Below are 13,441 nucleotides of genomic sequence, written 5' to 3'. Positions count from 1 at the left end.
GACGCTGCGGTCATCAACTCAACTCGACCGTGCCGAAACCCCGCCTGTTTTCGAAGTTCTCGGCGCGCTCGATTCGGTCCTCCCTCGACGCCCTTGCCCCGCCGCGTCCTCGCAATCGCCAACGCCGGCGTGTTGCGAACCACCGCCGCACCGGGATGCGTTGCTGGCGAAACCTGTGACAGTGCCGCGACGGGGAGGTCCGCCTCTGCCCGGACGCCATCAAGCGAGCCGACAGAATCGAAAAGATCCCGGGGTTTCGGCGAGGACTGTCTGAGTGTGCAAGGAGACGAGGCGGGTCCATCGCCTCGTCTTGCTAGGGGCCACGAGTTCCGCAGCCGCCGGGATCTTTTCGATTCTGGAGGGCAACGCATCGCGACAGCGATGTGTACGCAGCTTGCACGGGCGTCCGGGCAGAGGCGGACCTCCTCGTCGCGTGGTGCCTACTCCGACGCCGCCGTGTATCCCAGGAAGCTCTCGGGGCTCACGCGCAGCGCCGCACCTGTCGGACAGGCCCTCACGCACGCCGCGCCACCCGGAAGGTCGCGGCACATGTCGCACTTCACCGCCTTCTTCGGGATGTCCTTCGACTTCGGCTTGGGCTCGCGGCCTGGCTCGGGGCCCACGCCGAACATGAGCCACGACATGAGGCTCGGCGCCGTGCGCTTCGGATCGACCGCGGCCATCTGGATCACGCCGTAGGGGCAGTTCTTCTCGCAGTTGCCGCAGCCGATACAGGTGTCGTTCACGAAGACTTCGCCATTCGCCGAGCGGTGGATCGCATCGGGCGGGCAATCCTTCATGCAATGCGGATGCTCGCAATGCCGGCAGGTCGTCGGCACGTGGATCTGCGCGAACGTGGGTCCCGCCTCGCGATTGAGGCGGGACGTGCCGCCGTGCACGTCGGCACAGGCCTTCTCGCAGTTGTCGCAGCGGATGCACAGCGATTCGTCGATGAGCAGGACGTCGGTCGCCTCGCCCACGCCCTGCTGCAGCAGGAACGCGATGATGTTGCCCGGGTTGGGCTGCGATTCCATCGCAGCATTGATGCGCAGCCGGTCGAGGAAGCGTGACTCGAGCTCCGCGCGCCACGCCGGATTGCGCGCGATCACGCGCTTGAAGGCCGTGGCCTCGAGCACGACCGCTTCCGTCGTCACCGCCGCCTTCACCGTCGCCGACCGCGGCGAATCCGTGAGCAGCGCCATTTCGCCCACGTAATTTCCCGCCGACAGGTAAGAGAGCACGACCTCGCGGCCGGCGATCATCCGCGAAATCATCACGGAGCCGCGGCGGATGAGGTACAGGCCATCGGAGGCATCGCCCTCGTTGAAGAGCACCTCGCCCCCGCCGTACTTGCGCACCTGCACGCCCTCGGCGATCAGCTCGTCGAGCTCTGCAGCGGGCAGCATCGGCGCGAGGTAGGCGCGCACCGCGCGCTTGAGGAACACGTCGTCGATTTGCTTGCGCACCGACTCGACCGAGGCGATGAGCTTGAGCATCGGCCGGCGCGGGGCTTCGAGCAGCACGCAATCGCGCCCGGCCTTCACCGTGCCCGAGCGGCGACGGCCCGAAATGAGGCCCAGCTCGCCGAAGAATTCCCCCGGCCCGAGCGCAAACCAGCCCTTGCGGCCGTCGCGCGTGGTCTCGACCAGCGCCTCGCCCGCCACGACCATGAAGAACGAGTTGGTGTAGTCGTTGCGCTGGAAGATGATGTCGTCTTCCTTCGGCACGAGGAGATCGCTTTCGAGGAGGAACTCGCGCAGCTGAAGCCGCGTGAGATCCGAGAGCAGTGGCACGCTCGCCTGGATGAGGTCGAGCACCTCGCGCACCGAGGACTTGCGCGAGAAACCCGCGAACTTGCGCTTGAGCAGCGGTTCGTCCGCGGGCTCGATGTCCTGGCCGAGCGCGAATTCCACCACCTCGTAGCCCTGGTTCATCGCCTGCTTGATGAGCGGATAGCCCCCGAGCGCGCCGATGATGTAGAGGCCCTTCACGTTGGATTCGTAGCGCTCCGAGAGCTCGGGCACGGCGTTGGCATCGGCGCGCGGGAACGTCACGCCGAAGCTCTCGACGAGCTTGCGCGGCGGGTTGCCGCCCAGGCGCGCGATGACCCGGTGGCACTCGATCGTGTCGGGGCCATCGGGAGACTTCACGCTGAAGCGCAGCGGAACGTCCCCGCCCGTTTCCTCGACCTTGATCGCGGAAGACCCATAGCGGCATTCGATCCGCCCTTCCTTGATCGCCGCGAGGATGAGCGACAGGTTGCCTTCCTTGCAGCGGGCGAATTCCTCGTTGCGGTTGATGAGGATCACCTGGTTCTGCTCGGCGAGCGCCACCGCGTTCTCGATGGCGGCATCGCCCGCGCCGACGACGACGATCGTCTCGTCGAGGTACTCCTTCGGGTCGTCGAGCTGGTACTGCACGCGCTCGAAGTCCTCGCCGGCCACGCCGAGCTTGCGCAGGTTGCCCTGCAGGCCGATGGCGAGGACGAGCTTGCGGCACAGGTAGGTCTGGCCGTCCTTCGTGTGGACTTCGAAGGCGCCGTCCTTGCCTTCCACTTTTACGACTTCGGCGTTGTAGACGATGTTGACTTCGGCGCGCGCGATCTCGTCGTTCCAGGTGTCGAGGATCTTCTCGCGCGCTCCGGCCGCAAACGTGAGCTCGCTGCGCAGCGGGAGGATCTGCGGCTCAGCCATCACGTGCTTGCCCTTCTGGTACTTGTAGATCGTGTTGGAGGCCTGCGGCTGCGCCTCGAAGACGATGTGCGAGATGCCGCGCTTCGCGCAGTGCGCCGCGGCCGAAAGCCCCGCGGGTCCCGAACCGATGATGCCGATCTTGTACCACTGCGATTCGAAGGTCTTGTCGGGATCGAAAGGCGTGCTCATCGTTTCATCTCCGGACGGTCTTGCGCAGATCGGCGAGCGCGGCCCTGAATCGTTCGGGCCGGTACTTCTCGTCGTCGCGCACGGTTTCATGGACGCGGTCGAGCGCGGCATTGGCCTCGCGCACCGCGGGCAGCTCGCCGCGCTTCGCGAGGAAATTGAGCACGGAGCCGATCGCCATCGTGGCCTGCTCCGCGCCCGCGTAATCGGTGTACTGGCCCGCGAGCCCGTCGTCGATGAGGCCCTCGAGCATCGCGCGCAGGTCCGCCGCGGTGAAGTCGCGGGTGCGCAGCTTCTCGATCGTGAGGTCGAGGCCGACGCGCAGCTTCCGGGCCGCATCCAGCGCATCCCCGCCCTCGCCCGCCACCGCCTTGTGCATGGTCGAGACAAGGTCGTTGAAGTTCTTCTCGTCGCCGTCGGGGAACGTGCGCCGCACGATCTGGCGCAGCATCAGCAGGTTCGCGTCGTTGAGGCGAATGGCACCCGGGCGCGTCCCCTGCCGCGGCGTCCAGCGGACATCCGACATCGGGTGATGGCAGGCGTGGCAGTCGAAGACGACCAGCTCGGGGAACAGGCCGTCGCGGCTTCGCTTCGGGTCGAGGAGCACGTCGATCAGCTCCTGCGCGGCGAGCGCCTGGCCGATCGCCCACACTCGCACGCCGTCCCAGCGGCGCTTCCTCTTCTGCCAGTCCTCGTCGATCACGAAGTGCGGCGGCTCGGTCTGCGAGAAGGTGTCGAGCTCGAAGCTCATGCGCGGATGCCCCGCGCCCATCAGCTTGTGCGTGACGAACTTGTCCTTGTTGCCGAAATGGCACGACAGGCACAGCTTCGCCATCGCCACCGGCTCGCTCGTCGGGTAGAGGCCCGCCTTCAGGTTATCCGCGTGCGTCGCGCCCGGCGCGACGTGCGACTTGATCCAGCCCTCGGCCGGACCGTGGCACGCCTCGCAGCTCACCCCGTCGGAGATCTTGAAGCGCTCGCCGCGTTGTCCGAGCGCGGGATTATGCGTGTGGCAATCGAGGCAGAGCTTCGTCTGGTGCGCCGGTTGCGCGAGGCCGAGGTTCTTCGCGATGCGCTGCGAGCGTTCGTTGAGCAGCACCGGATAGGCCTTGCTCGCATGCTTGTCCACGCGCGACCACGTCACGTATTCGCTCTGCAGGATGTTGGAGCCCTTCCACGTCGTCACCGACCCGTGGCACAGGCTGTTGGCGCAATTCACCACGCCCAGCGTCGTGGCCTTGGATTCGTAGGGAAGCGGCTGGGCAAGCAGATCCCTCGCGAGGAACAGCAGCGCAAACAGCAACCACGCGGGGCTCGGGATGACAGTTCTCATTTCCTGAAGTCTCCAGGCTTGCCGACATCGTCCACCGTCCACGCGGTGCCGTCCTTGCGAAGGTAGAAACGGCGCTGCTCCTCCAGGGTGAAGGGGCGCGAGCCGATACGTCCGAACACCGCGATCTGTCCGCCGGATTCGTCCACGGCGCGATCGCGCTCGAGCCCCTTGGCAAGCGAGAGCGCGGGCGATGCGGTCTCGCGCCAGGCGACGAGCTTCGGGCGCGGCTCGGGGCTGTATCCGTAAAACCGCGGCTGGCTTTCGGGCGAGGTGAGCTGCACGACCTTGAGCCCGTTCGCGCCGTCGGCCACGTACGCGAACGCCGATGCATTCGTGGAGGCAACGATCACGTCGCGCGCATCGCCGAGCTTGCCCTCGGCCGTGAACTTCGCATGCAGCTGCGGCTTCTCGGGGCGTTCGACATCGACGATCGCAAGCCCTTCGCGGCCCGCCGCCACGTACGCGTAGGTGCGCGCGACGTACACGCGGCGCGCATCCGCGAGCGGCACGAGTGCCTCGAGGCGCTTCGCCTTCGCGGGCACCGTGACATCGACGACGCGCAGTCCCTCGGCCGTCACCACGAAGAGATAGCGGAACTGGATCGCCGAGGCGCGCGCCCCGGGCATCGCAACCTGCGCGGCCAGCTTCGGCTTGAGCGGATCGGCGAGGTCCACGACGACGATCCCGGCGTCGGTGGCGACATAAGCGGTCGGACCGGCCAGCGTGAGGTGACGCGCGCCGGTGAGCACGCCGCCTTCGTTCCACGTCGCGGCGCGCTTGAGGAAGTTGTTGCGCGGCTCGCCGTCGGCGAGCGTGTTCACGTCGACCACGATCAGTCCCTCGACCGCGTCCGTGATCACCGCGTAGTTGTAGATCGGCAGGAACGGTTGCTCCTGGTTCGTCTCGCGCATCAGCTCGCCCGTGTTGCGCAGCGGAGCGATCGGCTGGTTCGTGGGCAACGCGACGCAGGTCGCGTCCTTCGAGGCGACGTGCGTGTCGTGCCCCAGCGGCGAAAACGGCGCGGTCACGATGCGCTGCGACACGCCCTTGTTGGCGATATTGGCGACGTCGTAGACGCGAAGGCCGCCCGCACCCTCCGCCGCGAAGAGATATTCGCCGCGAAGCGCCACGCACGAAGCCGGCCCGCCGCTCGCGTGGTCGTGGGCCTCGGGCAGCCGCGCGCCGCGCTTCTCGTGGTCCGCGAACCAATCCGGATAGGCATAGCGATGCAGGTAGCTGCCGATCACGGCTTGCGGCTCGTCCCACTCCGTAACCTGCACCGCTTGCACGTGCTTCTCGGCGCCAACCCAGGCATTGAAGCCCACGAAGTTCACGTAGCCCGTGCCCTGCAGCATCGTCTGCGCCACGATCGCGTTGTTGTCGCCCGCGTTGGACACGTGGCAATCCGAGCAGCCCTTGGTCTCGGTCTTGCGTTCGGTGTGCGGGTAGTGCGGCGCGAAGGCCTGCGAGGAGAAACCGCTCGCCGCGATCGGCGCCTGCTGGATGTAGATGCGCTCGCGGTTGATGTTGGTCGAGGAGAGCACGAGCGCCGAGGATGACCGCACCGGCGCGATGCGCGAGCCCTTCACCGGCCCGTGCTTGCCCAGTTGGAACATGTCGTCGCGCGCGACCTGCGGGTTGTAGGTCGCGAAATTGCGCGTCTCGCCGCCGTCGTAATGCAGCCGCTCGGTCTTCCAGTTCGCCTGGATCGGCAGGTGGCAGCCGCTGCAGCTCGTGGTCCATGAGAGGTGGCACGAGAAGCACGTCATCTTGTCGTTGCCGTGCGCGTAGTCCTTCGCGCCCGGGCCCCATTCGCCGTTCTGCCCCGCTTCGCCCGACTTCATCAGCTTCGCGCGCGCGGCCTTCGAGTTGTAGTCGGCGTGGCCCGGCGTCACCGAGTCCTTCACGAGCGACATCTTCCATTCGAGCTCGGGATCGAGCGCCGAGCGCTGGTAGAGCGCGCCGCCGCGCCACTCGAAGCGCTTGCGGCCGTCCTGCGTGCGCAGCAGCGCCATGTCCATTCCACCGGGACGCGCGGCCGGCCCCGAGGTGCGCAGCGCCGGATACTTGTCCGCCGTTCCGTGGCAGTCGGCGCAATCGACCTCGACCGCGGCCGCGACTTCGCCGTAGATGTGGCCGTTGCCGTGCATGTCCTGCGCGAAGTGGCAGTCCACGCAGTGCATGCCGACATCGAGGTGGATCGAGGTGAGGTGCTGCGCCTTCTTGAACTTGAGTGGATCCTCGTCGGACACCTCGCGCCCGTCCTTGTCGAGGAGCGCGCCCTTGCGATCGCGCTTGAACACCGCGCGGAAATTCCAGCCGTGGCCGTGGTAATCGGCGAATTGCGTGTCCTTCAGCTTCGGATTGAGCGCGGAGACTTCCTTCAGGAACTCCGGATCGCCCCACTTGCCGCGGATGGCCGCCTCCTCGGGGTTGCGGTCGAGGATCTTCCGCGCCTCGGCGTCTGTCGGGTACTTCTGCTTTTCCGGCCACATGTGCGGCGCATCGGCCTCGTAGTCCCACATGATCGCGCCGTAGTACGAGTTCACGAAGATGTTGGGCTGGTGCATATGGCAGACCATGCATTGCGACGAGGGAATCGCGCGCGTGAACTCATGGCGGATCGGGTGTCCCGATTTCTCCTTCGGAATCGTCGGATCCTTCGTCGCGGTCTTCCCCGTGTGGCCGAACTTCGCGTAGATCCCCGAGTGCTTCGCATCGCGGTCGTTTGCGTACACGGTGTGGCACGCCGTGCAACCCGACGAGCGATAGTCGCCCGGCTGCTCGTTCGTTCCCATGAACCACAGGTGTGGGTCGTTGAGGCGCGTCTTCGCGACGTTGATCAGCGGCACGGCGATGCGGCTTCCGGTTCCGGGACCGCGATTCGACTGGCGGATGTCGGGGCGGCCCGGCTCGTCGAGCTTCTGGATCGCGCCCGTGTTGTTGGGCAGCCCGATCTCCGGGAATTGCGTCGAGATCACTTTTCCGCCGCGCTCGAACACGCGGAAGATGTCCGCCGGCGCAACGCTCTCCCACGCCGGGAGCGCCGTGAGGCTCGGCAGCAGTCCCTTGCTGGTAAGGAACACATCGGGTTGTACGGGTGCCACGAGCGAAGCGCCCTCGCCTTCGCGCGTGTACGCCTCGCCGAGGATGTAGCGCTTGTACGGCAGGATCCCGTTGTTGTACGCCGCACCACCCCACAGCATGGCCGAGGTGGACATGAGGCTGCGTTCGGAGGCCTGGATGATCCCGAGGTGGCACGCGCCGCACGATTCGCGCGCGACGCGAAGATCGCCCGGATTGATGAAGCGGATGTATTCGGGCGCTTCCTTGTTGAGCAGCGTGTAGGTTCGCTCGGGCGTGGCGCTCGAAGGCCAGTCCCACGCCACCGGGTAGCGCGGCAACACATGCGCCTTCGCGATGAGCTCGCGATCGGCCGACTGGCCTTCCTTCGCGGTGACCGCGGGATCGCCGCCGTGGCAATCGGTGCAGCCAAGGATGACCGCGGGGTTCTGGTGCATCGTGTGGCGGTCGGTCGTGGTGTGGCAGCTCATGCAGCCGAAGGACTTCCTCTCCGCTTCCGCGACGGATTGCGCCGCAGGTGCCGGCGGGCTCGCGAAACCGTGGAAAGTAAAGGCAAGAGCAAAGGCAAAGGCCAAACCTTGAAACACGGAGGACACGGAGGGCACGGAGGGAAGGAGGACGGCGGCGTCGGGAATACTCGTGAACCTGGACCTGAACTTGGAATTGGCGTGGATTCCGCACGAGGATGCGCTTCCATGCCGAGAGTCGTCGTGGATGGCGCCAACCTCCCCTCCTCTGTGCCCTCCGTGTCCTCCGTGTTTCAAGATTTGCCTTTGCCTTTGCATTAGAACGAGAGCACCAGGTTCGCGAGCACCGAGTACTGCGGCCCGCGCTTGTCTTCGTCATAGAGCTGCTTCAAGCCCTTGCCGGGCAGCAGCACCGCGGCCGACGCATTGAACACGATGTTCTGCGACATGAACGGCCGCCACTGGATGGCACCCGACAGATCCCAGCCGACTTCGCGCGAGGGAGGCGCCTGGTTGCGCAGGACGCCCAGCACCGTCGTGTCCTGGAAGCGCAGGTACGAAAGATTGCCGACCGCGCGCACCTGCGGCGAAAGGTCGGCATCCGCGCCCACGCCCAGGAGCAGCAAGCCCGGATTCACGAAGTTCGACTGCCCCTGGTCCTTGGAGCTTCGCAGGCTAGCGAGCACGCCGTTGCGACCCGACAGCGCGACCCCGCCGCCACCGACGAGCGGAACGGCCTGGCGCACCCAGAAGCTCGTGTCGGCGCCGGCGAACTGCGGGTTCTCGAGGATCGCGTCGAAGCCGGTCGCCTTGCCGTCGAACGGATCCTTGTCGCCCGATTGCAGCAACGCGTTGAGGCGCACGCGCGCCCAGCTGAAATCGCGCGAGACCTCGGCGGCGGCGAACGCGGCGCGGATGTCCTGCGGACGTTGTGCGAGCGGGTGGCGTTCGTCGCGGCCCAACGCGACGTACACGGATGTGGACAGGTTCCACCGTCCGATGTGCCCGTCGCCGCTGTAGCCGAGATAGCCCACGCGATAGTCGTGCGGCCGCGCATCGCCCATCACCGCGGGCCGCTCGAGGAAGCCGTTGTTGTTGTAGTAGTCGCGGCCGCCGTCGCGGTTCACGTTGTAGATCGCGGTGGCTTGCGAGGTGAAGCCCAGCACGGGGAAATCCTGGTGGTAGGCGTTCACGACGAACGTGTCGTCGCGGCGCGGCGCCGTCCAGGGATCGTTGAGGCCGGAGTTCGTGTCCTTCTCGAGGCGGCGAAACCAGCCGATGTTGTATTGCCACTTGTTGTTGTCGCGCGTGCCGAAGAGGCGCACGCCGAAGGGCACGTCCTGGAAGACGAAGCCGCGGAAGTCGGAGATGAACGGCTGGATGCCGACACGGATCGAGTCGAAGTCATAGCGATCCGAGACATTTCGCAAGTGCACGTCGGCGAAGGCTTCCTGCAGCCCGACATGATTGTCGCTGCGGCGCGTGCCCTGCCGCGGATCGACCCGCAGCGCGCGGAGCTCCTCGACTTCCGAGCGATTGAAGTTGAACGCCGGGACGATGCGGAACTCGTAGTCCGGCGGCTTGAAGGTCGTGTTCCCCTTGATGAGCGCGAGCGAAACGATGAGCGTTTCGGAAAACGTCGATTGCTTGCCCTGCCCGAAGACGTCGATCGCGCCATCGCGCGACGTCGGTTGCGAACCCACGGGTGTCGGCAGGCGGCGCGCTTCGTAGAGCGTGTCGGAAACCACGCCCACGTTCACGAACCAGTCGGGCGCGCGGATCGGCAGATCGCCTTTCAGCACGTTCTGGTTGTACGGGTCGTACCACGGCCACTTGAACCCGAGCGCCTGCATGATCCGCCAGCGGTCGGGCACGGGAAGCATCTCGCGGCGCTCCGAGGGCCGAGGCGGCGGCACCTGCAGCGAATCGGGAACCGGCGGCACGTAGCGCAGCGGCTCACCGGGGCCGGGTCGGCGCTGGTTGATTTCCTCGTCGAGTTTCTTCTCGGGCGGGAGCTTGGGATCCTCCTGCGCCGCGGCCGGCCAGGCGAAGAGCAATGCCGCGATCATGCTAAAGCCCCGCGCAGACATTCTGCTCACTCGAACCGTTGAACGGAGACTGCGGGCACTGCACATAGCGCAGGCGCAGTCCCTGCGGCGAGAACGCATCGGCGCGCCTGGCCGGGGGCGCGTGGCCCACGCCGTTGCCGAGCAGCGTCGCCGCATTCGCGAGCCCGAGGAAGGCGATCATGTCGTCCTGGTCCACGCCGTCGCCGGAAATTCCGATAGCGCCGATGAGCTGCGCGCCGCGATAGATGGGCACGCCGCCGGGAAAGATCTGGATGCCGTTGGCCGCGAGCGCGATGCCGGGCGCCGAGGACGAAGCCGAGCGCCCCGAGCAGCCGGTCTCGAGGTCGCCGCCGAGCGCCTTCACGAACTGGTTGTAGACGAGATCGAGTTGCAGCCCGACGCTGAACGGACTCCACGCGCCGATGGGCTTGGACAACGGGCCGTTGGGCGTTCCGTCGATGCCGTCCGGATACATCGGCCGGTGGAGGTTGCCGATCGCCCGCGTGGAAAACGCGACCGCGCCGTTGAGCGCGCCGGCTTCGCCTGCGAAGGTGCCCATCGCCGTGGCATACGCGGCGATGCTCGAGCTCGCGTTCCCCGGAGTCACGTACTGCGCGGGCGGAGCCGCGGCGAATAGCGCCGCCGCTTGCGGATGCGACAGGAGCAGTGCGCCGCGTGCCTTCTGCACGGCGACATCGATGCCGAACACGGGCGCGTCGCGCGTGCCCACCAGGCCCACGATGATGCCGCGATAGTCCACGACCGAGATCGTCACTTCCGCGGGCGAGCCGAGCGGGCGGCGAATCTGGGCCCGCGCGCGATTGGCGACCTTGAGCGCCTCGCCGAGGATCGCGCGAACATCATTGGCGACGAGGCCGCCTTCGGTCGCGTCCTGCGGCGGATAGCGGTTGGCATTCGCCGCATCGACCAGCACGTACGCGCCCAGCGCGCCGAGCACGCCGGAATCGGCGCGGATGCCCGAGGCCGCGGTGCCGAACGCCGTGCCGGTGCCGACCGAAGCGCCGACGAATCCGGGGACGGCGACCAGCGATCCGGACAGCGCGGTGAACGATGGCGCGTTCGCGGGGTTCGATACGAGCGAAGGCGCATCGAGATAACGGAACGTGCGTCCGTCGGCAGTGATGCGCTCGCCGCGGCGATCGTCGGGCGCGTCGAAGCCGGTGCCGCCGGCCATCGCGATCGACTCTTCGATGTCGGCATCGATGTTGGTCACGTCGCGATCCAGTGTGTAGAGCGCGTTCGCCTCGACGCCGATGCCACCGACCAGCGTGCCGTTCTTGTAGAGGGGGATGCCGCCCGGATCGGCCGCGAGTCCGAGGGGCGAACGCTTGGGGCCGACGCTGCCATGCGCGAGGTTGCGGTTCACGTCGCTGCAGGAGAGCTGCGAGAACTGCACGCCGAAGAGCGGACCCGACGGCTGCTGCGATTCGGTCGGGTTGAAATGCTCCTGCACGATCTGGCTCGCCGTGCGCGTCGAGAACGCGTTGCCTTCCGACGAGAGATACGCGCCGGTCAGCGCTTTCGTGATAGCCACGAGCGACGCAGGGACGACCCCGGTGCCGATGCCATCGAGACCTCCGGTCACGCCGTAGCCCGCGTTCGTGGCCACCGTGGCGGGCGCGCCGGTCATCGCGAAGACGGCGAGGACATTGCCGACGCGATCGACGACGGCGATCGTCGCCGGGTTGCCGCGCGCCTGCGCTTCGCCTGCGGCCTGCGCGATGACGCGCCGCACGTCGTCGGCCGTGAGGAAGTTCTGCGGCGTGGCGCAATCCCCTACGCAGGCGGTCGCGCCGACACTGCCGCCGCCCGAACAGCCGCCCATTGCCGCGGCGAGCGCGAACACGACGGCCCACGCCCTAGCGCCCAATGCCCGCTCCTTCCACCACCCGCGTGGCGGGCTTCTTGAAGGTCGGATCCCAGAGGTGACCCGACCCGTGGAAGCCGTGGCATTGCATGCAGTTGGAGGTGATCTTGTTCGCCACCGGCTCCCCGCCGCCGTGGCACTTGCGGCAGGTCTCGATGTTGGGCATCGCGACGTCCGAGGATTTCTTCGAGGCCGCGACATCGTGGCAGTCGGCGCACTTCGATTGCGCATGGCTGCGATGCTCGAAGCGCGCCTTGGGCATCCACGCGTTGTTCGCGCGCACCGCGGCCACACGCCAATCGACCGACTTGCCCTCCTCCACGCGCCGGACCTCGTGGCACGTCCGGCATACGCGCACCTCGAAGAGTTCGGTGGCGACCTTGCCCGCCTTGGTCGCGGCGAGGTTCGCGGCGGTCTTGCGCTCGGATTCGCTGGGCTCGCCCACGCGGCGCAGCAATCCTTCGCCGGGAACGCCGAAGGCCTTCTCGAAACTGTCGCGCACGCCATTCAACGCGAGGTTCGCGTAGAACTCCTCGACGACCACTTTCGCGTCGCGCGCCGACCCATGCGGCACTTCGCGCGTCGTGACGGCGGGCTCGAACTGCAGCTGGTGGCACTCCTGGCAGTGCTTGCGCATGTTGATCGGCTCGAACGTGCGCTTCGAAGCGTCAGGCCCGTGGCAGCTCGAGCATTGCAGCGTCATGCGGCCCTGCGTAGGCGAGCGAACACCCTTCGGGTCCATGTGGACGGCATGCGGGAAGACGAGGTTGGAGGTCTCCACGATCACGCCCTGTCCCTGGCGAACGCGACGCACGCCGCCTTCTCCCGGCAGCGAGAGCCGGAACGCGGGATGGTTCGTCGCGAAATTCGACACGTTCGCCGCCGTGGATGCGGGCGATGTTGCGCGGATGTCGCGATGGCACGAGGTGCACAACATGTCATCGTCGCGATGCGTCGCCTTCACGCCCTTGTGATCGCGGTGGCAGGTCCCGCAGCGTTGCCCCTCGAAGAGCGCGGCGGGCTTCAACTCCGGGCCGACGTGATGCTGGATCGCCATGTGGCAGGTGAGGCAGGCGCGGTCCTTCACGTGCTCGAAGGCCACTTCGTGGCACGACTCGCATTTCTGTTCGATGGGTTGATGGGCGAGGATCACCGCGCCCGGGTTCCAGACCTTGTCGGTGAGGCCCAGCGCCTCGCCCGTCGCATTGCGCCACGGCAGTTCGAGCACGCGGCCGGCCGGCACCAGGAAGAAGAGCACGACGATGAGCGCGAGCAGGCTCCACGAAGCCACGCGCTTGGGCAGGCCCAGCGACGCGAGCGAGCGGCGCGACGAGCGATCGCGGATATCGCCTTCGGGCACCACCTCCGCCGGCCGCACCAGCTCCACGGCCAGCGCGCCGTCGAATCCTTCGGGTGGCTCGAGCGACGTGATCTTGTACGGGCCCGCGTCGATCGACACGCCCGGCGCGAGGCGCACGGACATGACCGATTTCTGCGTCGTGCTCGAACTGCCGACGATGCCCGACTCGCCTTCGCTGTAGATGAGGCCCTTGCGATAGCCGATGAGGCCCTGGAACAACGCGACGCGCGGGTCGGGAAGGAAGATCTCGGAGCTCGCGGCGCGCCCGACGCGGATCCAGTCGCCCTCGACCTCGCGCTTGTGTTCCATCATCCGGCCGGTGCGGCCCTGGGTGCGCGTGATGATGAGGACTTTCATCGCG

At 67.1% G+C, this 13,441-nt stretch carries 6 protein-coding genes; all 6 read right to left on the bottom strand.

The annotated features are described in order from the left end of the window. Window positions 1–440: 440 nt before the first annotated feature. Complete coding sequence (locus tag DSM104440_RS09330) at window positions 441–2,882, bottom strand: cyclic nucleotide-binding domain-containing protein (RefSeq protein WP_171161943.1); 2,442 nt, start codon at window positions 2,880–2,882, stop codon at window positions 441–443. Window positions 2,883–2,886: 4 nt separating this feature from the next. Then, window positions 2,887–4,212, bottom strand: a complete 1,326-nt coding sequence (locus DSM104440_RS09325) for a multiheme c-type cytochrome (RefSeq protein WP_171161941.1) — start codon at window positions 4,210–4,212, stop codon at window positions 2,887–2,889. After that, complete coding sequence (locus DSM104440_RS09320) at window positions 4,209–7,766, bottom strand: LVIVD repeat-containing protein (RefSeq protein WP_212758287.1); 3,558 nt, start codon at window positions 7,764–7,766, stop codon at window positions 4,209–4,211. Before DSM104440_RS09320 ends, DSM104440_RS09325 begins: the two co-directional genes overlap by 4 nt. Window positions 7,767–8,080: 314 nt before the next feature. Further along, window positions 8,081–9,832 carry a hypothetical protein gene (locus DSM104440_RS09315; RefSeq protein ID WP_171161937.1) on the bottom strand — a complete coding sequence of 584 codons (1,752 nt, stop codon included), beginning with the start codon at window positions 9,830–9,832 and terminating at the stop codon, window positions 8,081–8,083. A gap of 1 nt (window position 9,833) precedes the next feature. Beyond that, window positions 9,834–11,723: a heme-binding protein gene (locus tag DSM104440_RS09310; RefSeq protein ID WP_212758286.1), complete on the bottom strand. Its 1,890-nt coding sequence runs from the start codon at window positions 11,721–11,723 to the stop codon at window positions 9,834–9,836. After that, complete coding sequence (locus DSM104440_RS09305) at window positions 11,713–13,437, bottom strand: cytochrome c3 family protein (protein ID WP_171161934.1); 1,725 nt, start codon at window positions 13,435–13,437, stop codon at window positions 11,713–11,715. Before DSM104440_RS09305 ends, DSM104440_RS09310 begins: the two co-directional genes overlap by 11 nt. Window positions 13,438–13,441: the final 4 nt, after the last annotated feature.

It is taken from the genome of Usitatibacter palustris (genome assembly GCF_013003985.1).
Lineage (GTDB): Bacteria > Pseudomonadota > Gammaproteobacteria > Burkholderiales > Usitatibacteraceae > Usitatibacter > Usitatibacter palustris.
Note: the sequence above shows the minus strand (reverse complement) of the source record. Positions and strands in the feature narration are given on the sequence as shown.

Excerpts from the sequence above, each read along its gene's own strand:
- DSM104440_RS09330 (WP_171161943.1), bottom strand. The coding sequence starts at position 2,882 with ATGAGCACGCCTTTCGATCCCGACAAGACCTTCGAATCGCAGTGGTAC.
- DSM104440_RS09325 (WP_171161941.1), bottom strand. The coding sequence starts at position 4,212 with ATGAGAACTGTCATCCCGAGCCCCGCGTGGTTGCTGTTTGCGCTGCTG.
- DSM104440_RS09320 (WP_212758287.1), bottom strand. The coding sequence starts at position 7,766 with ATGAGCTGCCACACCACGACCGACCGCCACACGATGCACCAGAACCCC.
- DSM104440_RS09315 (WP_171161937.1), bottom strand. The coding sequence starts at position 9,832 with ATGATCGCGGCATTGCTCTTCGCCTGGCCGGCCGCGGCGCAGGAGGAT.
- DSM104440_RS09305 (WP_171161934.1), bottom strand. The coding sequence starts at position 13,437 with ATGAAAGTCCTCATCATCACGCGCACCCAGGGCCGCACCGGCCGGATG.